This is a genomic window from Ensifer sp. GW823-FHT05D09 (assembly GCF_058795755.1).
In genome coordinates this window covers 621,079-646,530 of the sequence record NZ_JBXAIA010000003.1, presented here as the reverse complement: position 1 = coordinate 646,530, position 25,452 = coordinate 621,079, and the positions used below count along the sequence as shown (strand labels likewise).

At 61.5% G+C, this 25,452-nt stretch carries 22 protein-coding genes and 1 tRNA gene; 7 read left to right on the top strand and 16 right to left on the bottom strand.

Annotated features, from left to right (window positions below):
- Nucleotides 1-11 precede the first annotated feature (11 nt).
- From AC1Q80_RS13435 to AC1Q80_RS13415, 5 genes are read right to left on the bottom strand one after another with little or no spacing between them, the layout of a single operon-like run.
- Entirely contained in the window at nucleotides 12-713 is a 702-nt protein-coding gene (locus AC1Q80_RS13435) for a metallophosphoesterase family protein (RefSeq protein ID WP_492360711.1), read from the bottom strand.
- Nucleotides 710-1,705: an ATP-grasp domain-containing protein gene (locus AC1Q80_RS13430; RefSeq protein WP_492360710.1), complete on the bottom strand. Its 996-nt coding sequence runs from the start codon at nucleotides 1,703-1,705 to the stop codon at nucleotides 710-712. The genes AC1Q80_RS13435 and AC1Q80_RS13430 overlap by 4 nt, the downstream gene beginning before the upstream one ends.
- Nucleotides 1,705-2,580, bottom strand: coding sequence for an NAD-dependent epimerase/dehydratase family protein (locus tag AC1Q80_RS13425; protein ID WP_492360709.1), 876 nt, complete (start codon nucleotides 2,578-2,580; stop codon nucleotides 1,705-1,707). The genes AC1Q80_RS13430 and AC1Q80_RS13425 overlap by 1 nt, the downstream gene beginning before the upstream one ends.
- Entirely contained in the window at nucleotides 2,577-3,302 is a 726-nt protein-coding gene (locus AC1Q80_RS13420) for a class I SAM-dependent methyltransferase (RefSeq protein ID WP_492360708.1), read from the bottom strand. Before AC1Q80_RS13420 ends, AC1Q80_RS13425 begins: the two co-directional genes overlap by 4 nt.
- Nucleotides 3,299-4,015 carry a WbqC family protein gene (locus AC1Q80_RS13415; protein WP_492360707.1) on the bottom strand — a complete coding sequence of 239 codons (717 nt, stop codon included), beginning with the start codon at nucleotides 4,013-4,015 and terminating at the stop codon, nucleotides 3,299-3,301. Before AC1Q80_RS13415 ends, AC1Q80_RS13420 begins: the two co-directional genes overlap by 4 nt.
- A gap of 406 nt (nucleotides 4,016-4,421) precedes the next feature.
- Here AC1Q80_RS13415 and rfbC point away from each other — a divergent pair, with 406 nt between their 5' ends.
- Both rfbC and AC1Q80_RS13405 read left to right on the top strand, forming a co-directional pair.
- On the top strand, nucleotides 4,422-4,955 hold the full coding sequence (rfbC, locus tag AC1Q80_RS13410; RefSeq protein ID WP_492360706.1) for a dTDP-4-dehydrorhamnose 3,5-epimerase: 534 nt from the start codon (nucleotides 4,422-4,424) through the stop codon (nucleotides 4,953-4,955).
- A 90-nt stretch (nucleotides 4,956-5,045) separates the two neighbouring features.
- Nucleotides 5,046-6,758: an adenylate/guanylate cyclase domain-containing protein gene (locus AC1Q80_RS13405; RefSeq protein ID WP_492360705.1), complete on the top strand. Its 1,713-nt coding sequence runs from the start codon at nucleotides 5,046-5,048 to the stop codon at nucleotides 6,756-6,758.
- 37 nt (nucleotides 6,759-6,795) lie between these two features.
- On the opposite strand, the gene AC1Q80_RS13400 is transcribed toward AC1Q80_RS13405, so the two are convergent.
- Complete coding sequence (locus tag AC1Q80_RS13400) at nucleotides 6,796-7,539, bottom strand: SDR family oxidoreductase (protein WP_209791030.1); 744 nt, start codon at nucleotides 7,537-7,539, stop codon at nucleotides 6,796-6,798.
- A gap of 97 nt (nucleotides 7,540-7,636) precedes the next feature.
- Between AC1Q80_RS13400 and AC1Q80_RS13395 the strand changes: the two genes are divergently transcribed.
- On the top strand, nucleotides 7,637-8,542 hold the full coding sequence (locus AC1Q80_RS13395; RefSeq protein ID WP_492360704.1) for an AraC family transcriptional regulator: 906 nt from the start codon (nucleotides 7,637-7,639) through the stop codon (nucleotides 8,540-8,542).
- 136 nt (nucleotides 8,543-8,678) lie between these two features.
- Here AC1Q80_RS13395 and AC1Q80_RS13390 read toward each other — a convergent pair whose 3' ends face one another.
- The 7 genes from AC1Q80_RS13390 to xylF all read right to left on the bottom strand — a co-directional run bounded on the left by AC1Q80_RS13390 (nucleotide 8,679) and on the right by xylF (nucleotide 16,531).
- Nucleotides 8,679-10,364 carry an alpha/beta hydrolase gene (locus AC1Q80_RS13390; RefSeq protein WP_492360703.1) on the bottom strand — a complete coding sequence of 562 codons (1,686 nt, stop codon included), beginning with the start codon at nucleotides 10,362-10,364 and terminating at the stop codon, nucleotides 8,679-8,681.
- A 775-nt stretch (nucleotides 10,365-11,139) separates the two neighbouring features.
- Entirely contained in the window at nucleotides 11,140-11,670 is a 531-nt protein-coding gene (locus tag AC1Q80_RS13385; RefSeq protein ID WP_209791027.1) for a DUF805 domain-containing protein, read from the bottom strand.
- A gap of 521 nt (nucleotides 11,671-12,191) precedes the next feature.
- Nucleotides 12,192-12,440 (bottom strand): hypothetical protein, encoded by a 249-nt coding sequence (locus AC1Q80_RS13380; protein WP_492360702.1) that lies wholly within the window; start codon nucleotides 12,438-12,440, stop codon nucleotides 12,192-12,194.
- A gap of 240 nt (nucleotides 12,441-12,680) precedes the next feature.
- Nucleotides 12,681-12,757: transfer RNA gene (locus AC1Q80_RS13375), tRNA-Arg, on the bottom strand.
- 369 nt (nucleotides 12,758-13,126) lie between these two features.
- Nucleotides 13,127-13,912 (bottom strand): ATP-binding cassette domain-containing protein, encoded by a 786-nt coding sequence (locus AC1Q80_RS13370; protein WP_025428054.1) that lies wholly within the window; start codon nucleotides 13,910-13,912, stop codon nucleotides 13,127-13,129.
- A gap of 15 nt (nucleotides 13,913-13,927) precedes the next feature.
- Nucleotides 13,928-15,256, bottom strand: a complete 1,329-nt coding sequence (locus AC1Q80_RS13365) for a sugar ABC transporter permease (protein ID WP_173423965.1) — start codon at nucleotides 15,254-15,256, stop codon at nucleotides 13,928-13,930.
- Between the two features lie 237 nt (nucleotides 15,257-15,493).
- Nucleotides 15,494-16,531, bottom strand: coding sequence for a D-xylose ABC transporter substrate-binding protein (gene xylF / locus AC1Q80_RS13360; RefSeq protein ID WP_173423966.1), 1,038 nt, complete (start codon nucleotides 16,529-16,531; stop codon nucleotides 15,494-15,496).
- Between the two features lie 575 nt (nucleotides 16,532-17,106).
- Between xylF and AC1Q80_RS13355 the strand changes: the two genes are divergently transcribed.
- Together AC1Q80_RS13355 and AC1Q80_RS13350 are read left to right on the top strand one after the other, a co-directional pair.
- Complete coding sequence (locus tag AC1Q80_RS13355) at nucleotides 17,107-18,318, top strand: ROK family transcriptional regulator (protein ID WP_492360800.1); 1,212 nt, start codon at nucleotides 17,107-17,109, stop codon at nucleotides 18,316-18,318.
- A gap of 131 nt (nucleotides 18,319-18,449) precedes the next feature.
- A complete protein-coding gene (locus tag AC1Q80_RS13350) occupies nucleotides 18,450-20,816 on the top strand; it encodes a bifunctional diguanylate cyclase/phosphodiesterase (protein ID WP_492360701.1) in 2,367 nt (788 codons plus the stop codon).
- 71 nt (nucleotides 20,817-20,887) lie between these two features.
- Here the strand turns inward: AC1Q80_RS13350 and iolG are convergent, their stop codons facing one another.
- A complete protein-coding gene (iolG, locus tag AC1Q80_RS13345) occupies nucleotides 20,888-21,880 on the bottom strand; it encodes an inositol 2-dehydrogenase (protein ID WP_173423969.1) in 993 nt (330 codons plus the stop codon).
- 355 nt (nucleotides 21,881-22,235) lie between these two features.
- Here iolG and AC1Q80_RS13340 point away from each other — a divergent pair, with 355 nt between their 5' ends.
- A complete protein-coding gene (locus AC1Q80_RS13340; RefSeq protein WP_234903171.1) occupies nucleotides 22,236-22,490 on the top strand; it encodes a hypothetical protein in 255 nt (84 codons plus the stop codon).
- A gap of 7 nt (nucleotides 22,491-22,497) precedes the next feature.
- Here AC1Q80_RS13340 and AC1Q80_RS13335 read toward each other — a convergent pair whose 3' ends face one another.
- Together AC1Q80_RS13335 and AC1Q80_RS13330 are read right to left on the bottom strand one after the other, a co-directional pair.
- A complete protein-coding gene (locus AC1Q80_RS13335; RefSeq protein WP_173423970.1) occupies nucleotides 22,498-22,938 on the bottom strand; it encodes a hypothetical protein in 441 nt (146 codons plus the stop codon).
- A gap of 144 nt (nucleotides 22,939-23,082) precedes the next feature.
- A complete protein-coding gene (locus AC1Q80_RS13330; protein WP_209791022.1) occupies nucleotides 23,083-24,066 on the bottom strand; it encodes a LysR family transcriptional regulator in 984 nt (327 codons plus the stop codon).
- Nucleotides 24,067-24,343: 277 nt separating this feature from the next.
- Here AC1Q80_RS13330 and chvE point away from each other — a divergent pair, with 277 nt between their 5' ends.
- Nucleotides 24,344-25,411: a multiple monosaccharide ABC transporter substrate-binding protein gene (gene chvE, locus AC1Q80_RS13325; RefSeq protein WP_173423972.1), complete on the top strand. Its 1,068-nt coding sequence runs from the start codon at nucleotides 24,344-24,346 to the stop codon at nucleotides 25,409-25,411.
- Nucleotides 25,412-25,452 lie beyond the last annotated feature (41 nt).

Below are 25,452 nucleotides of genomic sequence, written 5' to 3'. Positions count from 1 at the left end.
TCCTATGATCATCAGTCGCTTGCTGCGTCCGCCGCAACGATCTTGTCGATGCGTCCGCCGATCTGCGCGCCAATATAGAGGTTTTCGGAGAATCGGGAGGGAAATCCGGCCTGTTGCATATGGTTGGCCGTCCGGTCGATATCGTATTCGACCCGATGCAGTTCGATGCCGTTTGCCGACAGCGTCGCAAAGGCGGCGCGCGGGTCGCCGTCACGCGGCTGCCCGACGGAGCCGGGGTTGCAAAACACCTTGTCACCGATCTCCAGGCGCACTTGCACATGGGTGTGCCCGGCGAAAAGCCGTTCGGCTCCCGGCGGGAAGTGCGCCGGCGATATCTTGTAGAGATATTCGTCGATCGGATCCTGCCAGCTTCCGTGAACGAAGTAGTTCGAGCCGTCGACGAGATGGGATTTCGACTTACCGAGCCAGGTGCGTTGCTCGGGGGAGATGATGCCCCTCTGGTACTCAATGATGTCGTTCACCATCCTAGAGCGCGGGCAGCCTTCGCCACTGACGATGTAATGATCGTGATTGCCCATGATGTTCGGGATGCCCCGTGCTTTCAGCTCCTCGATGCAATCTCCCGGCTGGGCGTAATATCCGACGACATCACCGAGCGAAATGATGGTGCTGCAAGACAGTTCGTCGATGCGGGCAAGCACGGCCTCCAGGGCGGGAAGATTGCCATGGATATCGGAAATAACAGCGATCATAGCACCACCAGGTCTTCGGAGTATCGCCAGCCTCGGCCGCGCTTGATCTCCGGTGCGGCGGGCTCTCTCCCGTACAGATAAAAATCGAGCGCCATGCCGGCCTCGTTGTATCCGAAGGCGGCGCGCAAGGAGGTGCTGCTGGAGAAGCGCGGATTGATCTCGAGCAGATAGGGCGTCGTACCGTCCAGGCGAAACTGATAATTGGTGGGGCCGAGCGGCTTGAAGCGTCGGGCGAGCTGACGCACCGCGTCTTCGACGACAGGTGCATCGATGACTTCGGCATATTGCGTGTTGCCGGCGACCGACAATTTTCGCCGGAAGACGATCGGGGGCAGCATCGTTCCGTCACCGAGGCCAAAGGCACCGACCGTGTATTCCTGCTCATCCGTGCCGACGAATTTCTGGATGAGGAAGTCGTCCCGGCTCTTGCTTGTCCAGTAATCGAAATCGGCTTGATCCCGAAGAAGGGCGATCCCGCGCGAACCGTTGCCACGACGGGGTTTCAGCAAGAGCGGCAAGGCACCCAGTTCGCTAATGCATTGGTCAAGGTTACGGCTGAGCGTGCTTGGTATTACCGCCAGTCCGGCCTCAAGCAAGGCGGCGTTCATGTCCCATTTGTCTTCGGCAAGCGTGATCAAGGACGATGTGTTCAGGGCAACCCGGGTGGACGTCGCCTCAAACGACGCGCGATGCTCGTTGAAGAAGCGGACGTCGAGCTCAAGGCCAGGCAACACCAGGCTGACAGCCTCGCGCTGAAGCAATTCCAGCCAGAACTCAAGATAGTCTGGCGTTGCTTCGTCACATGACGGCTTGGCTATGAATTCGTCGCACCAGTGCCGGCCGATGCCGTTCGCATCGCGATCGACGCCAATGATCCGGATCGGCGCATCCAGTCTTCGCAGAGACGCCACGATCCCCTGGCCGATGATGGCCCCGACGGCAGTCACGACCACCGTGATCGCTTGCTTCGATTGTGTTTCCCCGGCGCCCATCAGTTCACGTCCATTGGTCCGAATGCGGGCGCGCTGCCGGCATCCCTGATCATCTTTATGCCGTCCTGCATGGCAATAAGCGACCTCATGCCGAGCAGCGACATCGCTGGCGCGCCATCGGGAAAATTCACTTTGCGAAAGGGCGCCTTCTCCGCTGCGATGGCGACGGCGCCGCCGAGCCCGAACACGCCATAGGCGACCTCTGCGATCTCGTCGCTGGTCATCGCCTCCGTGTGGACGGCATTCAGGATACCCGAAACATCGGAGCTGGCAGCTTGGATCATCATGTCCGCTGCGTCCTGGACATGGAGGAAATTACGCGCGCCGAGGGAGGCTGGCATTCGGATGTCGAGTCCTCGGGATGTGTAGGCAATGATGCGCCCGAACCAGGGTTGGTGGGAGCAGCATTGGCCATCGATATCGTACAACTGCGAAAACCGCAGGCTCAAGAACCGGAAGCCGTGCCGTTGCGAATGCCAGCGCAATATCTGCTCGGCCAGGCCCTTGGTAAACCCGTAGGATGTCATCGCTGCACCATCCAAAGTCTCGTCGGATGAAACAGAGCCAGCGTAGACAATCGCTCCGGTTTGCAGTTGCTGTGCAAGTTGGGCGACGGCGAGAGCACTCGCGGCATTTGCCGCATAATTCAGCCGCACGCCTGTCGGGCTGTCGTCGGCGAAGCTTGCCGCGCAATGGAACAGAACGTCGGCCGACATGCCACCGGGCACGTCGCGCAGGCCGTCCTCAAGATCGAAAAAGACCTCGTCGGTGTCCGATCGGCCGACACTGATCGTCTCCACTCCCATGAGATGCAGGCGAGCAATGAGCTGGCGACCCAGCATCGACCGTGCGCCGATGACGGCCGCCGTCTTCATGTCGGCTCAGCTTCCATCAACAGACCGACGCAGAGGTCTGGAAACTCAATGCCGACTTGCAGCATCGCGTGCAGATTGGCTTCAAAATCGGGAAGGGTCTGCAGAACAGGCAACGGCAGAGGCTTCAAGTAAATCCCTTCTTCGTGCACCACCCGGAAGCCATGCGCCTGCAGTTCGGCACGGAACGTGTCCCGGCAAAATTGGCGCTTGTGGCCAAGGGCGAGATCGTTGGCGTTGAGGCTGTAAATGTCGTCGATCTTGCCAAGTTCTACCCCGAGCCTTCTGTTCAGCGACTTGGCGTTGGGTACGGCAGCGAAAAGACGGCCATTTGGCTTCAGGAAGCGCCTGAACCTGTCGAGAACCAGGCCGGGGTCGTCAACGTGTTCAAGAACAAAACCCATGACAATCACGTCAAAGCGCTCTTCCGTATCGAAGTCCTCGAAATAGGAAAAGACGATCTCTCCGGAAAAGTCCGGGCTGTTCTGCTTGAAGAGGTCGATAACGAACTGCGAGCCCTCGACGATCACGTGCCTGTCGCAAACCGCGTTGAACAGGTGCGGCGTGTAGCCGTGGCCGATCCCGAGATCGAGCAATGAGGTGCATTTTCCAAAGCGGGAAACGACACGCTGCGGATACCAGTTGAGAATGAGGTTGTTCTCAATCGATGTTGTTGCGTTGGGAAGATACTCCGACGCGACTTTGTCCAGGTTTTCGGATGTCACCGGGTAAACTCCCTCCAATCGACGGTTCCTGAGTGTATTACTTTCGCACCGTCGACACCGCAATTAGCAACGAGGTCCAACGCCGTGACATACGGCGTAAATTCTCCGTGCAACTGGGGATAAGGTGCGCGCTCGTAGGCCATGTACAGAACCGATATGCCGGATTTCTCGAAGAGCTCGTGATCCAGGTAGTTCCGCGCTCCATGGCCGGTGATGTAGGCGGACCCCTCGAGATGCGTGGTAATGTCGTACACCCGCTCGCTGCTCGCTCCGCCGATTGTCAGCGCATCCGACGAGACATATTTCGGCCTGTCGAGATTGAAGTGGGACGCGAGCGCCAGCATCGAATTGCGGGCCACATCCGCAACCGTCGATGCGTCTTTCTCGAACACGCTGTCAACGAGCTGCAGCATCTCATTGACGAACGGCGCCTTCATATAGGCCTGGCGCAGAATGTCGCGATGGCGGCTTCGCCAGTCCGTCCGATCATCGAGCTGGACCTCGTCGATCTTTTGTCCCAGATGATAATCCCGGAGTGGCAAGGTCAGCCACCGTATGCCGTTCTGGGTCTTGATTTGCACACGGTTGGTGAAACTGCCGCGCGAGAACTGCACATCGTCGTAGTGTACGAATATGTCCGCCAACCGAATTTGCTCAAGCATTCCCACCCAGGGAAAGTACATGGATTGCGAGATGACAATATTTCTGGCCAACAGGTACTCGCTCGAGATCAGTGTTTATAGCGGTATCGCTTCGACAGTTTCGGTGCGGGTAACGTGCGCGAACGCTCACTTTACCGTGCTGCGCGGATAGCGCTCCCGGGAGAACACCACGGATTTGTCGAAAACGTGTCCGTCTGGTGGGGAGCTTCTAACAATCGCAGGTGCTGCGTGCAACCAGCGTGTCGAGCTATTCCTTGACCGACACGCAATCGGCGTTCGGAGCGGACGTCAGCGCGTTCTTGTGTGCCTCAAACACTTCGCGGTCGTCTCGTGGTGCCATTATCGCCAAGCCTCTTGGCGCGTTTCCTGTGAACGCTTTCCCGCCACCGATTGCAAATGTCACCAAGGCCGGTTTGTTAGGGTCGTGACCAAAGCATAACGCCCGAAGGGAAGACCGATGTCGCGTTTCCATCGTATCGCCACCCCGATCCCCGATCTCGTGGTCATCGAGCGTCAGCGTTTCGGCGACGAGCGCGGCTTTTTCTCGCGCTTCTTCTGCCGCGAGGAGCTTGCTGATTTCGGCGCCAATGGTGCGATTGCCCAGATCAACCACACGATGACCGAGCTGAAGGGAACGATCCGCGGCATGCATTTCCAGCGCCCGCCGCATGACGAGACGAAGTTCGTGTCCTGTCTTGTCGGCGCCGTATTTGATGTGGCCGTCGATCTGCGACCGGGGTCGCCTACCTATCTCCAATGGCACGGAGAGGTGCTGAGCGCGGAAAACGGGCGATCGATGCTGATCCCTGGTGGCTTTGCGCATGGGTTTCAGACCCTGGCTGAGGGCTGCGAGCTGATCTACCTGCACGACAAGCCCTATGTGCCCGAGGCGGAGGGCGGGCTGAATGCCCTTGATCCGAAACTTGCGATCGCATGGCCCTTGCCTGTCGCCCAGATGTCGGCGCGCGACCAGGCGCTCCCGTTTTTGTGAAATCTTTACTAAAGTAGCTATTGCTGCTTGACCCGTTGCGTTGTGCTATTGTTGCGCGCTCACGACCCGTGTGTCGGCGAGGCGACGGAAATGCAGCGCAAGCTGGTTGCGATCATGGTGGCGGATTTCGTCGGGTCGACGGCGGCGATGGAAACGCGTGAGGAAGAGGCTGTCGAGTGCGTCTCGGCGTGCCTGCGGGTGGTGGGCGACACGGTCGTGCGGCACGATGGCCGGGTTTTCAACACGGCCGGCGATGCCGTGCTTGCCGAGTTCGGTAGCCCGGTCAATGCTCTTCGCGCGGCCATGGAGGCGCGCAGCTCGCTTGCGGCAATCCCGGATGCCACGCCCAACCACATGCGCTTCGGCTTGCATCTGGCCGACGTTTTCGCAGTCGGCGATGATCTGAGGGGCAATGGCGTCAATCTTGCCGCACGGCTGCAATCGAGTGCGGGCGCCGGCGAGATCGAGGTGTCCGAAGCGCTGTACCAGCAGGTGCGCCGGGCATCGCCCTGCGGCTTCGAGGAGGTCGGCGAGCGGCGCTTCAAGGGTGTCGCCGATCCTATCCGCGTCTACCGGGTGGGCACGAACATCGACCGGCACCGGTTTCTCTCGGCGCCGACGCGCGAGGCACCGCCTGCGTCGATGCGGCCGAATTCGGTCATCGTTACGCCCTTCGTCGCCTTCGCGGCCAACCAGGACGATCAGTCTTTCCTCACGGAAGGTCTGACCGACGACCTCACCCTGGAACTCGGCCGGCTGAAGAGCCTTTTCGTCAGCTCGCGGTCGGCCTCGGTGGCACTGTCCACCCGCGATCCCGTCGAAGTCGGCAGGGCGCTCGGGGTGCGCTATGTCGTCTCGGGCTCGGTGCGCAAGCTCGGTGGCCTCGTACGCCTCAATGTCTCGTTGTCGGAAACGGCGAACGGGCATCTCGTCTGGTCGGACCGGATCGAGCGGCCGTTCGAGGAGCTGCTTGCCGTGATCGACGAGGTGACGGCGCGGATTGCCGCGACGGTGGCCGGACGGATAGAGCAGACGGAACTGGTCGCCGCGCGGCTGAAGCGGCCGGAAAACATGTCGGCCTACGAATACTATCTGCTTGGGCTCGACCACCACCGCCTGATCGGCGTCGCCGACAGCCACATCGGCGAAGCCATGCACTGGTTCGAACGGTCGATGGATGCGGATCCGTCCTTCGGCCGGCCCGTCGCCATGCATGTCTGCGCCTGGAGCAACCTGCCGGATTTCGACCTTTTGGCTGGCGAAAGGCAGGTTGCCCACGCGCTCGATCTCGACCCCACCGACCCGGACTCCCACCGCATCATGGGCGCGATCAAATGCATGGAGGGCGACTTTGTCGCCTCGCGGCACCATCACGAGCGGGCGATCGAGCTTGCGCCCAACGATGCCTATATCGCAGGACGATGCGCAGCTTTCTACACCTACGCCAACGAAGCCGAGCGAGCACTGGAACTGCTCGACCGGGCCGAGGCGCTGGATCCGTTCCTGCCGGTCTGGATCGTCGAGGAGCGGGTCGCCTCGCTCTATATGCTCGGCCGCCACGACGAGCTCTTTGCCGTGGCGCGGGCGCTGCCCTACCAGACCCGGCGCACGCTGATCTACCGTATCGCCGCGCGGATGGCGCGCGGCGATACCGACCGGGCACGTCAGCTGGTGGCGCAGATCCAGGCGCTCGATCCGAAGCTTTCGGCCGCTTACATCCGCACCCAGGAGTTCTTCCGCGACCGGACGATCACGGAAGCGCTGATCGACAGGGTGCACGCTGCGGGCCTGCCGCTCGGCTGACGGTTGCTTGCGGGCGACGCGGGGCCGACAGGGATTGTCAGCTTGCACGTGCCAACGCCACGGCGTCGGCCCCTGCCGGGAAATGCAGCTGTTGCGACGCGTCATTGGCCGCGCGCCAGACCGCGTCCGCCACATCGCTTTCCTTGGTAATAAGGGCCGGGTTTGCAAAGGCGGCGAAGATCGGCTGCGCGAAGGCCGCATAGGTCTCCGGGATCAGGTCCGCGATGTTGACGCCGGTATTGTGCGAAAACTGCGTGCTCGGCGCGTAGCCGGGCTCGACCAGCTTGGCGCGCACGCCGAAGGCGGCAAGCTCGTGGGCGAGCGATCCGGTAAACCCCTCGATCGCCGTCTTGCTGGCGGTATAGGCAGCGGCCAGCGGCATGGCGGCAAGCGTCACGCTGGACGTGACGTTGACCACGACGCCGGATTTCCTGGCGCGAAACTGCGGGATCACCGCCTGCGTCATAGCCATGACGCCAAACGTGTTGGTCTCGAAGATTTTGCGTATATGCGCCATCGGCGTCGCCTCGAAGGCGCCGACCACGCCGATGCCGGCATTGTTGACCAGCGCATCGATCGGGCCGCTCGCCTCGAGTGCCGCCGCAATACTGTCGGGATCGGTCACGTCCAGTTGCACGACACGCAAACGCTCCGAGCACGGCAGAATATCCTCGCGCGGCGAGCGCATGGTGGCAATCACGGTCCAGCCCTTGGCGTGGAAGAGGCGTGCGGTTTCGAGGCCATAGCCGGACGAGCAGCCGGTGATCAATACGGTTTTCATGACATGTCCTTGGTTGGTTCTGATGATGTCATGATACCCAACGTTGATCGGACGATATATAATTGAAAATCCGTATCTTATTTGCCATAGTCCTGAAATGATCGACCCGCTTTCTGAAATCATCACACTGCTCAGGCCACGCGCGGTGTTTACGAAAGGCATCAGCGGTGCCGGCCGCTGGGGTGTGCGCTATTCCGACTTCGGCCATCCCGGCTTCTGTACCGTTCTCGAAGGTGGTTGCCGTCTTGCCGTCGACGGCCAGGACCCGCTGGTGCTTGAGGCCGGTGATTTCGTCCTCTTGCCGACGACACCCGGCTTCACCCTGTCGGGCTTCGAGCCCGTGACGCCGACATACATCGATCCGAAGGCAGCGCCGGACCAGGGCGACGAAGTTCGCCACGGCGATCCCGACGCTCCGCCAAGCGTGCGGCTGCTCGGCGGCTACTTTGTCTTTGCAACTGAGGATGCCGGGCTGCTGGTGTCGCTGCTGCCGGTACAGGTGCACGTGCGCGGCGCCGAACGGCTTTCGCTCCTGGTCCGGCTGTTGACGGAGGAGGCGGGCGAGCAGCGCGCCGGGCGCGATCTGGTGCTTGCCCGCCTTGTCGAAGTGCTGCTCGTCGAGGCGTTGCGCCTGACCCAGCGGCCGGACGCCTCGCCGGGATTGCTGCGCGGGCTTGCCGATCAACGGCTCGCGGAAGCGATAAGGGCGATGCACGGCACTCCGGCGCGATCATGGACGGTGGCCGAGCTGGCGAAGCTGGCCAGTCTCTCCCGCTCGGCGTTCTTCGAGCGCTTCACCCGCAATGTCGGCGTCGCGCCGATGGAATATCTGCTCGGCTGGCGCATGGCGATGGCCAAGGATCTGCTGTGCAACCACAACGCCGAAATCTCCGATGTCGCCGAGCGGGTTGGTTACGCCTCGGCGAGCGCGTTCAGCACGGCCTTCAGCCGCCATGTGGGGGAGGCGCCGGGGCGGTATGCGCGTATGGCTGCACAGGGGTAGTCGGGCGTCATGCGGTGCAGGACGAAAGCGCGTCGCGATCTTTCAGATTCGCTTGCGCGCTTTAAGTTTTTGTTTTTGCGCATGTCGTCGTCGAAACATCGCGGCACACTTTTGCGCGTCGTGTTTTTGGTGCTGCTTAATCGCCAGGAAACGGGGGCTTGTCCTGGGTGCATGTTGCGCCCGTCGGCGGCATCTCGCCGTCGATAAAATAGGCCGCGATGTGGTCCTGCGCACAGGTGCTTGGATTGATGAGCACGGTGTGCCCGAAACCGTTCACGATCAGCAGTCGCGCGTTCCCGAGAGCCTGTGCCATGCGAACCGAACTGGGTAAGGCGGTCGCGGGGTCGCTGGTGTTGCCGATAACGAGCACCGGCGCGGTCGCCTTGTTCCATGGGCCGAGATAGGTCGCCTTCGCTTTGGCAGCCCAGCCGACGCAGTACGCCACAAACGGCCATGCGGAGATGCCAGCACGCTGATAACTCGCCAGTGCCTGTTGAACGGCGGCGTCTTCGGTCGTGGGGTTGGGGCTTTCGCCGCAGATCACTGAAAGCTGGCGTCCGGCGCTGGTGACATACGTGGCTGCTGCCGGCTTCGCCGGTGTGGCAGCGGCAGCCGGCGAACCGGCATCGCCCGAACCGCCATCGGCGACCTGTCGCCCGCTGCCTTCGCTCGCCACCCACGCCTGCTGCAGGAACTCTGCCACCGCCGCCCAACCGGGAAAGCGGCCAAAGCCCGGTAGCGGTTCGACGACGTATATCGAGCTGCCGACGTAGGCGAGGATGCTTGGGGCGTCGATCGTGTCGCCTTCGAGTGCGAAGCCCTTCTGCGCGCGCTGGAGCAGATCCGACCATTTCTTCCTTGTCGCCTCGGGAGATCCGGCCGAGAAGGCGCAGCCCGAAGCATCGACCGCCCCGCACTGGCTCATGAATGCCTGGATGGTTGAGGCTGCACCGAAGTCGGAGCCGAGCCGGATGAAGGTGCTGAGCGCAAGGTTTTCGCCGGCGTTGCCGGCCCATGCCGGCACTGCCACAGCGCCGTCAAGGACGGCAGCGCGCACCCGGTCGGGGTACATGTTAATGTACGTTGCGCCGAGGAAGGTGCCATAGGACGTGCCGTAATAGTTCATCGTCTCCTCGCCGACGGCTTGGCGCAAGAGATCGAGGTCGCGGGCATTGTCCGCCGTGGAAACGTGGGTGAGGAGTTCGCCGTTGCGTTTGACGCAAGCCTCGTTGAACGCGGTGCGCCCGGCGGCGTCTTTGGCGAGTTGCTTCGCCGTCACCGGGAAACCGTCTTGCGTGGCCCGGGCGAAGAATGCCGCTTCGTCATCGGCACTGTCAAAGCATTGGACAACCGGTGTCGTGCGTCCGCCCATGCCGCGCGGGTCCCAGCTGATGATATCGAAGCGGTCACGCACCTTCTCAGGAAAGCCACGGATTGCTGCCGGGAGGTACTCTGTTCCCGCGTCGCTGGGGCCGCCAGGATTCCAGAACAGCGTGCCGAGCCGCTGTCCCGCATCGCGCGCCGGAGCCTTGATCAGCGCTAGGTTGAAGCGGCCCAAAGACGGATCCGCGTAGTCCATCGGCACTTCGGCCGTGGCGCACTGGAAGCTGTCGGTGCTCACGGCACCTTGCTTGGCTGCCGGGCACGCGTTCCAGGCGAGCGTGGGGACGGGAACCGTGTCGGCGGCAAATGTCGGGCTGGTGATCAGGAGCGCGGACGTTGCGGCCGCCGCAGCTACGAGGTTTCTCATGGTGTCTCCTTGCAATGCCGAGCTGTGTGTAACTCGAGGAGGGTGGAGCTCCATTTCCCAGGCGGGCGTCATTTCCAATGTGCTGCGGCGAAATACGGTCGCGAGTGCAATTGTCCGCTCGAACGTTTGGGTTGCCTGACGCCACATTATCAGTCGGCAAGGACAGGTCAAAGCACGGTAACCGCTGAGGTTTACCCGGCTTCGACGACCCGTTTCACGACAACGACGGCACCGTCATCACGTGCGGCCGCATGTGCTTTAAGCGCCAGAAGGTGAAGCTCGGCCAAGGGCTTTGCGGGACAGGTCGTCGGAAGTAAACAAGCAGACGAGCGCATCTGGCTCGTGACCTTCATGCACTATGATCTGGGATATTCGAATGACGAGACGTGCATGCCAGAACCGCTCGAAAACCCGTTCGGGCCAAAAGCTGCCTATGTCTCGAAAACAAACTGCAAGCCAATGTCCAATAAGGACTTGTGAAAGATGGCGCACCCGACAGTACTTCGATAAGTCCTTGTCACCATTGAATTTGTTCATAATTCACGGCGGTCGCCAACGCAAAATCTGATAATCGGCATAGCAAATTTGCGCGCGGTCCAGCTCTTTTTAAGGAAGCACAAGATCGACCGTAGGCGGCACCTGATCGCTCAATTTGCGTCCCGGATAATGCTCATACCTTCCAATCTCGACGGTCAGCAAACCAAATTCCTCCGCGACTTCGAGTAGGAGAAGGAGGCTGCGTGCGCTGAAGGTCCACTTACGTCCGCAGAAGTTTGCGTTTCTCCGCGTCGTATTCCTCGCCAACAATCGCGCCGCTATCGCTTAGCTTTGCAAGCCTTTCCAACACTTAGACTGACTGCGACGATGGCGGATGCGTGGACGCGGCATGAGTAAAGACGGGGCTCTGGTCGCTTGCCTTCGTGCAGTACCAGACAATAACCGCGATAGTTCCGATTGGGCCGAGCAACGAAAGAATCTGAAGTCTCCCGCTTCGGTTAGTGTCATGGAGGCGGCGTGCGCTCACTGCGATGGTGGGAAGGAAAACCGCACAAAAGAACAAAGCGCCCAAAAGTTCGCTTGGGTCTCCGATGTTCAATGTCACCAGTACGGCGACTACGAAGAGCATTGAATACCAGAATTCGGAACGGCTCGCTCTTCCTGAAAACCTTGCGTAGTTCTTGAAGAAGCTCCAAATAGCCTCGCCGAAGCTCATTGACGAGGGCATCTCACCGAACCGATTAGGACCGGGCGGACGCGACTTGACGATTAAGAAGATTGCCACAACAAAAACGATCAAGACGATCAGCCAATGCCATATCGAAAAGCCGCCCACGATATTCCCCCGGTAAAATGATTGGACCTTGTCTTGCTTCTTCATCACGGTGGCAACGCGAAACGCGCGCCACTGTGCTCTGCTACGGTTGTATACGGCATATTTCAAACATTGCGTGAACAAAAGCAAGGCGATCCGGCAATCACGATTATCGGTATTGTGAGGATTGCCAGTCTATTTCCCACCCGAACTTTTCACGGTGGCCGCCCAAGTCTTTCCACAAGTCGAAGGCTGTATCCTCGTCGTTGCCGGGTCGAACAGTGTTGCGATCAAATAAGAATTACGTGCGGGGCGGATTTCCATCCTCTTTGTAGGAGGGGTGCCGCGGAGGGCCCCACCTCTGCTGCGCGCTCTCTATCGACGTGAACGGCAATTTCCTGCACGGCGCTGCCATAACCATTGCTCTTTTTCGGGCAGATCGCGCCGAAGATAACCCGCATGGTTCGCCGGTCGTGCAGGGCAGGTGGACGGGCGGGAAGCTTGGCAAAGTCCAACGCCCTCAACTCCTGCCGGTCGTTGTCTCGTCGAGGGATAGCCTGAACTCCTGGACGAGCCACTGCACCAGATCATTTCTGCACCAGCGCACGACGCCGCACGGCAGGGATAGGGCCGCGTTCGTTGAAGCGAATGACCCAATCACGGGCGGTCTGAACCGTCACTGCGCCGACCTCGGATGCATACTGCCGGGAGCCGCCATCATAAACCGAGGCCACCGCCAACAGCCGCCGAGCCTGGGCGGCATCCTTTGCCTTCTTCGCCAGCCGCCGGAGCGCAGGCGCGTCAAAATCTCCACGTAACGATACCGCACTTGTCATGCCAAACTTCCGTTTGGCACAATGCGTCAGAAATCAGCCTATTAGGGAATCCCATAACAAGTCGCGATCAGTGCTCGCTGGTATAAACTTCGCTATGCTTGCTTTGCGGCAAGGCGGGCTTAATTTTCCAAGCGGAGCCGGAGAGAGGCTGTTTCCGCCTGGTGAAACGAGGCGAAAACGTAGCAATAAGCGAAGAGAAGCCGTGCCCTTGGCCTAAGGTATTGATTTTTTTGAGTAAAATGGCGCACCCGACAGGATTCGAACCTGTGACCTTTGGAATCGGAATCCAACACTCTATCCAGCTGAGCTACGGGTGCATCCGTTTGCAGCGAGGCCGCCGAAGCGGGCTGTGAGCGGTTCATAGCTTAGCTTGCGCGCCGCTTCAATGGTGAAATGACGGAGTTCGCAGGGGAATTTGCGAAGGACTGCAAATTGCTGCCGGGGCAACGGGTCGAACGGGCCGTTGAACACGTCTCGACAGGTGGTGAGAGGAGGGGCGAGCGTCGCCTTGCGACATGTATCGACGTGCTGCGCGGGCGAGGGGCGTGCCGCTAGCCCGGAAGGCAGGCAGGGCCTTGCCGCGGCTTGCCTTCGCGTCCTCACGCGGCACTTCCCTACTCCGAGGCGGAGCACTTCGGCTTCAAAATGAATGGCCCGGCAATTGCCGGGCCATTCGGTATCTTCTGTCAGGCGGTCTGCATGGCGCCGGGGCCGGGGATCGCCTTGGGCGGGACCTTGCCCATGATGATCATGCCGAGCACCTCGTCCTTGGTCACATCCTCGGTGCGGGCCTGGCCGACGACCTGGCCGTTCTTCATCACTGACACGCGGTCGGCAAGGTCGAAGACGTCGTGGATGTCGTGGCTGATCAGGAAGATGCCGATGCCTTCGCGCTTCAGCTGCTTGATCAGTTCGCCGACCTGGGCGGTTTCCTGGGGCCCGAGGGCTGCCGTCGGCTCGTCCATGATCAGGATGCGGGCGTCGAACAGGATGGCGCGGGCGATCGCCACCGATTGCCGCTGGCCGCCCGAGAGCGCCTTCACCGGCTCCTTGAAGCGCTGGAAGTTGGGGTTGAGGCGCCCCATGACTTCGCGGGCCTTGGCCTCCATCGCAACGTCGTCGAGCGTGCCCCAGGGCGTTCTGAGCTCGCGGCCGAGATAGAGGTTGGCGGCCGCGTCGACGTTGTCGGCGACGGCAAGCGTCTGGTAGATCGTCTCGATGCCATATTTCTTGGCGTCGCGCGGATTGCTGATGTCGGCGGCTTCGCCATTGATCAGGATCTCGCCGCCATCGCGCTTGTAGGCGCCTGACAGGATCTTGATCAGCGTCGACTTGCCGGCGCCGTTGTGGCCGAGAAGTGCCACCACCTCGCCGGGATAGAGGTCGACGGAGGCGTTGTCGACCGCATGGATGCCGCCGAAGGAGATGGAAATGTTCTTCATTTCCACGAGCGGAGTGCGTTGGTCTTTCATTGGTCGGACCCCTTCTTACTTGGCACGGGCGCGGTAGATGGTGTCGAGCCAGACGGCGACGACAAGAACCACGCCGACGACGATGCGCTGGAACGGACTGTCGATCCCGAGCAGCACCATGCCCGACTGCAGCGATTGCATGACGAGGGCGCCGATCATCGCGCCGGCGATCGTGCCGACACCGCCGGCAAGCGACGTGCCGCCGATAACAGCGGCTGCGATCGTGTAGAGCTCGTCGAGTTCGCCTTGCGCATTGGTCGCGGCGTTGAGGCGGGCGGTCGAGATCGCGGCGGCGATGGCGCAAAGCACGCCCATCAGCATGAAGATCTTGACGGTGACCCAGCGGGTCTTGATGCCGGCAAGTTCGGCTGCCTCAGGGTTTCCGCCGAGTGCAAAGACGTAACGGCCGAAGCGCAGGCGGGTGGCGATGAAGGTCATGACGATGCCGACCGCGATGGCGACCAGCACGGGGATGGCGATGCCATGCGAGATCAGGAGGCCGCCATCCGGCCAGGCGATGCCGTTGGCGTCGGCATATTTGCGGGCGATGTTGACCGGCCAGTAATAGTTGTTGGCGATCGCCACGGCACCCATCACCAGGATGCAGCCGAGGATGCCGAGGAAGTATTCAGCCCAGACCGGGCGCAGCGGAAAGCCGAAGCGCTTGCGTTGTTTGCGTGAGTTAAGGATGGCCCCGACGATGGCGATACAGGCGATGATGCCGACGATCCAGCTGGCTGTCGCGCCGATCGATCCCTCGGTGCCGCCGCCCATCAGGCGGAAGGTGGAGTTCATCGGCGCGACCGTCTGGCCGCTGGTGACGAACCATGTGGCGCCGCGCCAGACGAGAAGGCCGCCGAGCGTGACGATGAAGGCCGGCACGTTGAGGAAGGCGATGATCGAACCCTGGAGCGCGCCGATCGCAGCACCGACGGCAATGCCGCAGGCAAGCGTGATGATCCAGATGGCAGGATGCTCGAGCCCGAGATATTGCGGCAGGACTTTCACCTGCATCACCGCCATGATCATGCCGCAGAAGCCGAGCACGGAGCCGACCGACAGATCGATGTTGCGGGTGACGATGATCAGCACCATGCCGGTCGCCATCACGGCGACGGACGAGGTCTGAACCGTCAGGTTCCAAAGGTTTCGCGGCGTCAGAAATAGCCCGCCGGTCATGATCTCGAAGCCGAGCCAGATGATGGCCAGCGCGCCGACCATGCCGAGCAGGCGGGTGTCGATCTCGGTGGCGCGGAAAAAGCGCTTCACCGGGTTTTCGTCCGCATTGCGGGCCCGGTTGGCCTGGGTTCTTTGTGTCTGGTTGCCCTGTGTGATGTCGGCCATGGACGTGCCTTCCCCCCACTCTTTCGTTGATGTCATCGCGTCTGCCGGCACGAAACGGCCGGGTGGGACGCGACAAGTCTGATGATGAAGACAGCTGTCGAGCGCTTCTCTCGTTCGTCAATGCGCGCCCGAAGGTCTTGCCGCATTGTCCGCCCCGGCCGCACCTTGCGCAAGCGCCGCAACGGGGTGCGTTGCGGCGCTTGTCTTGAGGTCAGAGCTCAACCCTGTCCGGGTGGCTTACTTGCACGCAGCCACGTCGCCCTTGACGCCCTGGCAGGCTTCGTCCTTGGAGATCCAGCCGGCGTCGATGACGACGTTGAGGTTCTCCTTGGTGATCGGCAGCGGTGCGAGGAAGACCGACTGCATGGCGACGCCCTTCGGGCCGCCGTTGAAGGCGGTCACGCCGGCGATTTCTTCCATCTTCTTGCCGCTTGCCAGTTCCGCGGCGATCTCAGCTGCACGCTTGCCGAGTTCTCGGCTGTCCTTCCAGACCGACACGGTCTGGGTGCCGAGGGCTACGCGGTTGAGAGCTGCCTTGTCGGCGTCCTGGCCGGAGACAGGAACGGAACCGGCGAGGCCCTGTGCGTCGAGGGCTGCGATCGCGCCGCCGGCGGTGCCGTCGTTGGAAGCGACGACCGCATCGACCTTGTTGTCGTTGGCGGTCAGGAACTGCTCCATGTTCTTCTGGGCATTTTCCGGCTTCCAGCCGTCGGTATAGGCTTCACCGACATTCTTGATCTTGCCGGCGTCGACGGCTTCCTTCAGCACTTCCATCTGTCCGGAGAACAGGAAGTCGGCGTTCGGGTCGGCAGACGAGCCCTTGATGAAGACATAGTTGCCTTCCGGCTTGACCTTGAACACTTCGCGAGCCTGCATGCGGCCCACTTCCTTGTTGTCGAAGGTGATATAGAAGGCGGCCGGGTTTTCGATCAGGCGGTCGTAGCCGACGACCGGGATGCCTTCGGCGGCAGCCTTTTCGATGGCCGGGCCGATGGCGTCGCTGTCCTGCGCCAGCACGATCAGAGCGTTGGCGCCCTGGGCGATCAGCGACTCGACGTCGGTCAGCTGCTTGGCAGCGGAAGACTGTGCGTCGGCGGAAATGTACTTGTCGCCGGATGCCTCAAGCGCTGCCTTGATGGCGGCTTCGTCGGTTTTCCAACGCTCTTCCTGGAAGTTGGACCAGGAAACGCCGACCACCAGGTCCTTGGCGATCGCGGCGGAATGCATCGACGCGATGATGGCAGCCCCTGCCATCAGCTTCAAAACGGTTTTCATTTCATCCTCCCGAGTGGCGGCCGGCTGAGCGTGCGAACCTCCCGCACCATCCTCGACCAGCCTTGCAACGCTGTCGAAACGCCACCGTAACATCGTTCGGCTTTATTTTCTCGACAGTCGAGAAAATGAATGTCAGAGAATCCCGGACCTGTCAACACGGGCGACCCGGTTGCATTCGACACCTGGATGCACCGACGCGCAGCGCGCACAACCGCAGCGTCACAAGGGAATGCGTGATCCCGCGGCCAGTCGGAAAAGGATTGTCGTTTCATTTCAACCAACGCCCGGAGCGATCTCCGGGAAGGTTCCAGGTGGCTTGTCCGTTGGCTCGGTGGATTTTGCCCGGCGACCGTGCAATGCAACTTGCGGCAAGACCTCTCCTGTCGACGCCGAACGGCGCGATTGCGATTGCCTGGCTCGCGAAATGGCCTGTGGATTATTTCTCGACAGTCGAGAAAATCAGTGGCAGAGATTGGCAAGGCTATCGACAAGGCCGTCAGCGCCTTGCTTCGCCGCACGGCAGATGCTTTGGGAGGGCATGTGTTCGAAGGACCCGCCACCGGCAAGGACGTATGATGCTGACCAAGTCCAGCACTGAGCTCGTGCGTCAGCAAAACAGCGCCCTGGTTCTTGCCGCGCTCAGGCGTGCCCGCAATCTTTCCCATACGGAGATTTCTGCTGCGACCGGGCTTGCGTCTGCGACCGTTTCGGCGATCACGGCCGAGCTCGAGCGGGCAGGCGTCATCGTCAAAGCGGAGCAGCAGGTGCAGGGCGGGCGAGGGCGTCCGCGTGTGTTGTTCACGCCGCGCCGCGACTGCGGCTATGTTATCGTCGTGCGCATCTCTTCCGATGTAGTGCAATATTCGCTGACCGATTACGGCGGCACGCTGCTCGACCGTTTCGAGGAGAGCCGCAATCACGATCAACGCGGCACATCCGCCTTCGCGCAGATCTTCGTCGATGCGCTGGAGCGCTTGCTGCAGCGTTCGCGCCTGACGCGTGACCGTGTGCTTGCCGTCTCCATCAGCAGCAAGGGACTGGTCGATGTCGACAACGACGCGGCGCGTCTGCTCTGGTCGCCGGTCTTCGGCAGCGAACAACTCGACTTTGCCGCACTGCTTGCCCCGGAATGGCGGGCGAAGGTGATGCTCAACAATGAGACCTTGCTGGTGGCGCAGGCGCTGGCTGCGGAAGCGGAACGCGCGCCAGAGGCCGGTTTCCGATCGCTTGCCGCCATCTCGCTCGGCCACAGCATCGGCCTCGGAGTTGCCCGCAAGGGCAGGTTCGGCGAGATCGACGTGACCGCGCCAAACTTCGGGCACATGCTGCATGCGCCATCGGCGGGATTGTGCCGGTGCGGCGCCTATGGCTGCATTGAAGCGGCCGCCGGGTTCTACGGCATCCTTCGAGCAGCTTTCGAAGTGCCGCCCGACACGATCCCGGCAAAGTTCGTGCCGATCGCCGAGATGGACAAGATCGCGGCGAGTGCGCGCCAGGGGCATCGGATGGCGGGCTATGCCTTTCGACAGGCGGGTCTTGCTCTCGGCAACGGCATATCGCGCATGCTCAGTCTTTACGAGCGCATGCCGATCTACGTCACCGGCCCCGGGACGCGTTACTTCGATCTGCTGCAGGGTGGGTTGATGGAGGGTGTGTCCCAGTCACTCCAGCTCCGGCTTCAGGGCCCGCCTGAAATATCTGTTGTGCTAGACGAGCAACGGCTCGTTTTCGATGGACATCTCGAGCGCGCCTTGGGCGTGATCGATAGCGAGATCGCCACGGCCTGACTGGCACGCGCGTGAGGCGCGGGATGAGACAACCATTCTTGGGGTTGTATCAAGGGCGAACAAGCACGCTAATGCAATTTACGGTTATTTAGCAACTCCTTGTCAATGTGGCATTGACGCGGGAGACGATCATGTTTTCAGTGATTGCATGCATACGCGATGACCACGATTGGCGTCTGGTGCTGGTGGCTGCCGTGGTTTGCCTGGCCGGCTGTGTGGCTACCATGCTGTTGCTGCTGCGTGCCCAGCGAAGTGAAGGCAATCAGCGCGATCTCTGGGTCGCTGCCAGTGGTTTTGCCTGCGGCATCGGCGTCTGGTCCACCCATTTCATTGCCATGCTTGCCTATGATGGCGGGATGACGGTTTCCTACGGCGCCTCCGGGACAGCGCTCTCCGTTGCGGTTGCCGTCGCGGCTGCCTGGGTCGCGTTCACCGTCGGGCTTGGTGCGCGCTCGCATTACGCGCTTGCGTCAAGTGGCGTCATCCTGGGTGTCGGCATCGCCGCCATGCACTTTACCGGCATGCAGGCGCTCGAGATGCCCGGTCACATCGTCTACGACACCAGGTTCACCGCCTTCGCCATGGTTGCCGGTACCTTGCTGGCATCTGCAGCGCTTCATGCCTTTCATGTGTTGCGCAATGTCCGCCGGTTGGTGGTTTCGACCTTGCTGCTCGTCGTTGCCATCTGCGTCCTCCATTTCACCTCGATGAGCGGCGCGACGCTGGTGCCGGCGCCGGATATTCCGGCAACCGATGTCATCCATCCCGCCTGGCTTGCCGGTGGGGTCATCGCTGCCTCGACCATGCTGATCATCCTGGCTTTCGGCGCGGTGTTCGTCGACCGCCATCTGACCGACCTGCGCGGTCTTTCCAATGCATCGCTGGAAGGCATGGCCATCGTGCATGAAGGCCGCATCATTGACGCGAATGAACGCTTCGCACGCTTGGCGGGCTGCAAGGTTCCCGAGCTTGTCGCCAGAGATCCCGCAGACATTTTCGCCTTCGGCAAGGAAGGGCTGGAGGGCCATCATCGCGGCGACGGCCCGGGGGAGATCGACCTGGTCGATGTGGCCGGGCAGTCCGTTCCTGTCGAGTTCACCTGCCGGACGATCGAATATCGCGGGCGCGAATGCGAGGTGATCTTCGTGCGCGATCTGAGCGCGCGCAAGGAAGCAGAACGCACCATCGAACATCTGGCGCACCACGATGCCCTGACCGATCTTCCCAACCGCGGTTTCTTCGATCTTCGCCTTGGCCAGGCCATGGCGGCGGCGGCGGCGAAGGACGAGCACCTCGCCATCCTCTGCCTCGACCTCGATCGGTTCAAGGCGGTCAACGACATCTTCGGCCACGGCGAAGGTGATCGCATCCTCAAGAAGGTTGCCGACATCCTGCGCAAGGCGGTCGGCGAGGGGGATACCGTCGCCCGGCTGGGCGGTGACGAGTTTGCCATCCTTCAGGTCGGGGGCGAGCAACCGGAGGCCGCCCGTCACCTGACTGACCGCATCCTGACGTTTTTTGCCGCGGAGATGGATACGAACCGCGATCCGACCGCCGTTGGCGTCAGCATCGGTGCCGCGATCTACCCGATCGACGGCGACACCGCCGACCGACTGCGCAACAACGCCGATACCGCTCTCTACCGCGCCAAACAATCCGGCAAGGGGATTGCCTGCTTCTTCGATACGGAGATGGACGAAGCCGTGCGCACCCGCCGGCAGATTGAAAACGACTTGCGTCACGCCGTGCTTCGGCGGCAACTCTTCCTTGAATATCAACCCATTGTCGATCTGCGTGGCGACCGGGTTCTGGGCTATGAAGCGCTGTTGCGCTGGATGCACCCCGAGCGTGGCCTGATCAGTCCCGATGTCTTCATCCCCATTGCCGAGCAAAGCGGTTCGATCATCCAGATCGGCGAATGGGTGCTGGAGCAGGCCTGCAGGGAGGCGGCGAAATGGAACGAGCCCTTGCCGGTGTCGGTCAATATCTCGCCGGTGCAGTTCCTGCTTCCCAATCTGTTCGACCAGATCTTCGGCATCCTGCGGCGCACGGGGTTGGAGCCGCGCAGGCTGGAGCTGGAGATCACCGAGGCTGCGCTTCTGCACAATCGCGAAGACGTCCTTGCCACCCTCGGACGGCTGCGCATCCACGGGGTTCACATCGTCATGGACGACTTCGGAACCGGGCATTCCTCCCTCAGCAACCTGCAGACCTTCCCGTTCGACAAGCTGAAGATCGATTGCAGCTTTACGGCCCTGATCGACAAGGACCCTTCAGCGCACGCCATCGTCAGGGCGATCATCGCGCTTGGTAACAGCCTCAACCTGCCTGTCGTGACCGAGGGCGTGGAAACGGAGCGGCAAAGACAGATCCTGGTCGAAGAAGGCTGCCTGCAGGTCCAGGGGTTTCTGACCGGCAGGCCCGGAGTTGCGCCCAGCACCGGGCAGGAGGAACAGGCGCGCGAGTGGGCGACTGAGGCGCTGCGCGCCGACGGCTGAAGCGGTAGCCCGGAATGCAAACGGCCGAGCGCAACGCGCCCGGCCGTTCGATTCTGGGGCATGCCTGCGCCTTAACCGACGCTGATCTGGCGCTTTTCCACAACCGACTTCACGGCAGCGTCGGCAAGTGCAAGCGCCGCGAGGCCATCCTTGCCCGAAGGGGTGATTTCGGTGCCCTTTTCGATCGCGGAGATGAAGCTCTCGATCTCGTTGGCATAGGCTTCGGTGTAGCGGGTCATGAAGAAGTCGTGCAACGGCGGGCGGGTGTAGCCGTCGCCATTGGCGATCTCGATCGAAACCGGGCGCTGGTTCTCCGCCGAGACGACGCCCTTGGAGCCATGAACCTCGATACGCTGGTCATAACCGTAGGTGGCGCGACGCGAGTTGGAGATGATCGCCTGCTTGCCGGATGCGGTCTGCAGGATGACCGACACGCTGTCGTAGTCGCCGGCTTCGCCGATTGCCTTGTCGACGAGCACGGCTGCGGTCGCCGTGACCGATACCGGCTCTTCACCCAGCAGGAAGCGCGCCATGTCGAAGTCATGGATGGTCATGTCGCGGAAGATGCCGCCCGAGCGCTTGATGTAGTCGACCGGCGGTGCGCCGGGGTCGCGCGAGGTGATCGTCACCATTTCGACGTCACCGATCTTGCCGGCGTCGATGGCCTTGCGAACGGCCATGAAATGCGGGTCGAAGCGACGGTTGAAGCCAACCATCAGCTTGCCCTTGGTCTCGGCCACCACCTTCATGCAGGCCCGGACGCGATCGACGTCGAGATCAATGGGCTTTTCGCAGAAGATTGCCTTGCCGGCGCGGGCGAAACGCTCGATCAGGTCGGCATGGGTGTCGGTCGGCGTGCAGATGACGACGGCGTCGATGTCGGCCGACTTTTCGATCGCCTCGATGGTGCGGACTTCGCAGCCATAGGCCTTGGCAATGGCGTCGGCAGCCGCCGGGAAGGCATCGGCCACGGCGACGAGCACGGCATCGGGATTGCCGCTGACGGCCTTTGCGTGAACCTTGCCGATGCGTCCGGCGCCCAGAAGACCAAATCTCACTGTCATCTCTGTCTCTCTCGAAATCCGGTCCGTGACCGGGAAGGTGCGTGATGATCAGCGCTCATCGCGCAAAGGCGCCGCGGAAGGGCAATTCCACGAATTGGTTGCAAGGCGGCTGGCGGTACTGTTGCGCAAGCGGATGGCGCGCGCGTTCCTCTCCCTCGCTCGACCCTTTCCCCGTGCGGCGCGTCGCGCCGTCTGTTCGGAATGAAATGGCCGATGAAATTATTTTCGGAATTTTTATTCTATTTTGGTGGCGTTCGTCAAGGGCGTGCCGCGGCCGCGGGCTTGCGGCGGCGGGTGCATTTCCCCTACAAGACATCCTTTGCCGATCACAAGCGCATGACAGCCAGAGGACAGGATGATCAAACTCATCGACCCGGACCACGCCTTTTACCGTCCCTTGTGGCGCCGGATCCTGATTTTCCTGGTCTGCGCCGGATGGGCGGCGCTTGAATTCTATCACGATCAACCGTTCTTCAGCATCATTGCGCTCGCGATCGCCGCCTATGTCGGCTCTTCGCTGCTGCTCTTCTACAAGCCGACCGACAAGGTTGCAGGCGCCGAGAGTACCGCGTCAAAGGACGAAACGCCCAAGGCTGACAACGACGCGTGAGCGACAGTCAGGCCGCCTGCAACTGACGTGACGCTTCGTCAATCAGCATGTTGGCGAGTTTCATCCGCACCGTGGCATTGGCGCGATAGTCCTGCGGCAGGCGGTCGGGATGATTGGCCGCGGCAAAGATTCGTCGCTTGGCGGCAAGTGTTCCGAGCGTTTCCCGTTCGTCGAGGTCCAGTTCTTCGGCGACCTCTTCAAGACTGGTGCGATTGAGAAACGCCGGCATCGGCTCTGTCGGGGGAGGCTCGATGAAGGACGCGTCGAAATAGGCGCGCTCGACAGCGCTGTGCGCAGCCGACCCGTTCTCGTTGGCACCGGCAACGAACGGGGTTGCGCAAGACGGCGCGCGCGGCGTGGCGGCCAATGCCGTCGCTGCGGTCTCTCCTTCGTCCTCTTCCGTCTTCAGCCGTTCAAGCACGGACTGAAACACCGACATTCCAAACATGCAGCCCTCCGTTATCCCGGCGCAAAATGCCGGATGGAGATTATCCCAGGCTGATCAGCAACGTTGATCATGCCGGGCTGATCAACATGGTTGATCATGCCGGGCTGATCAGTCCGTGTGATCATGCCGGGCTGATCAGTCAGGTCAGGCTCGCCCCTGCTTGAGAATGAGATCGTAAAGCAGCTTGGCGCTCGGCGGCAGAGCGCGTCCCTCGGCGGTGATCAAGCCGTAGGGTTTGATGCGGATCGGGATCTCGGTCTTGAGGATGCGGATCTCGCCGGCCGGCGTGCCGTTGTCGGCGATCAGGTTGGCGACGTCGAGCGCCACCGGGGCAATCGCGTTGGTATTGCGCACGATCGACAGTGTCAGGATGATCGAGGACGTGTTGATGACGGTTGCCGGCAGCCTTACGCCGGCAGAGATGAAACTGTCTTCGACCGCGCGCCGCAGCAGCGTACCCGGCGGCTGGAACACCCAGTCGTAGGCGGGGAGGTCCTCGGCATCGGCGACAGGTTTTTCGAGTAGCGGGTGGCCGTCGCGCACGATCAGGCAGACCTCTTCGTAGCCGATCTCGACCATGTTGAAGAGCCGCGGGTTGAGATCGTCCGGAATGCGCCCGACGACGAAGTCGTGGCGGGCGGCAAGCAGCTCGCGTGTCAGCACGTTGCTGTTTTCGATCTGTATGTTGATCTCGATGCCGGGATAGGCGGTGATAACCTGGCGGATCGCCGGTACGGCGAGGTTGAGTGCTGGTCCGGTCACCGAGCCGATCGACACCGAGCCGCCGCTGCCGGTCTTCAATTCATTGATTTCGCGTGAGGCCTCGCGCAGTTCCAGAAAGATCGTGCGCGCGCGGCGCGCCAGTGCCTGGCCGTAGCGGGTCAGTTCCACGCCGCGCGCGACTCGCTCGCAGATCGGCGCCTTCAGGATCGTCTCGATCTCCGCGAGCATGCGCGATGCGGCCGGCTGGGAGATGCCGAGGGTCTCTGCAGCCGCACTGATGCGACGATGATCGTCGATCGCCAGGATCAGCCGGAGGTGATTGATCTTCAGGCCCGAGCGAAACAGTCCGCTGTCGAACTGTTCGGCGGCAATCCCTGTCGCGCCTGGCTTTCCGTCCTTGATCATCGTAGGCAATCCAGTTTTCAGGATGTTTCAAAAATCACACTGTTTTTGATGATTATATCAATTATGGTATGCATGCAAAGCGATATTGTATTTGACAGTTATGGCTTTTGATTCCAGTTTTTCCTCATGTGCCAGTGCATGTGGGAGCATGCGGGCGGGGAGGTTTTCCTTCACCTTGATCCACCGCCGGAGACTAAGATCTCCGGGCCGGTGGATCGCTGCGCATAGACGGGGAGGCTGCGGGCCTGCCGGCTTCAACATTTTTGGGAGAGACCAGATGAAATTGATTACCTCGCTTCTCGCAGCGGCTGCGATATCCGTCGCGTCGTTTGCTGCACCCGCCTTCGCGCAGGACAAGGGCACGGTCGGCATCTCCATGCCGACGAAGACCTCGACCCGCTGGATCTCCGATGGCGAGACCATGGAGAAGCTGTTCAAGGAAGCAGGCTACACACCTGACCTGCAGTTCGCCGATGATGACATTCCGAACCAGCTCGCCCAGATCGAAAACATGGTGACCAAGGGCGCCAAGGTTCTCGTCATCGGCGCCATCGACGGCACGACGCTTTCCGACATCCTGCAGAAGGCCCACGACGCCGGCGTCAAGGTCATCGCCTATGACCGTCTGATCCGCGATTCGGGCAATGTCGACTACTACGCCACCTTCGACAACTTCCAGGTCGGCGTGCTGCAGGCAACCTCGCTGGTGCAGGGCCTGAAGCTCGACGGCGCGACCGAGCCGAAGAACGTCGAACTGTTCGGCGGTTCGCCCGACGATAACAACGCCTTCTTCTTCTACGATGGCGCAATGTCGGTTCTGCAGCCGCTGATCGACAGCAACAAGATCGTCGTCAAGTCCGGCCAGAAGGGCATGGACCAGGTCGGCACGCTGCGCTGGGACGGTGCTGTTGCCCAGGCTCGCATGGAGAACCTTTTGTCGTCGAACTACACCGACGCCAAGGTCGATGGCGTTCTGTCGCCCTATGATGGCCTGTCGATCGGCATCATCTCGGCGCTGAAGGGCGTCGGCTACGGCTCGGGCGACATGGCGATGCCTGCCGTTACCGGCCAGGACGCCGAGCTGCCTTCGGTCAAGTCGATCCTTGCCGGCGAGCAGTACTCGTCGGTCTTCAAGGACACGCGCGAACTCGCCAAGGTCACGGTCGGCATGGTCAACGCGATCATGGAAGGCAAGGAGCCTGAAGTGAACGACACCAAGACCTACGACAACGGCGTCAAGGTCGTTCCGTCCTATCTCCTGAAGCCGGTCGCCGTAGACAAGTCCAACATCAAGGACGTGATGGTTTCGTCCGGTTACTACACCGAAGATCAGATCAACAACTGATCAGGCCATGCATCGGGGTCCGCGATCCGTCGCGGGCCCTT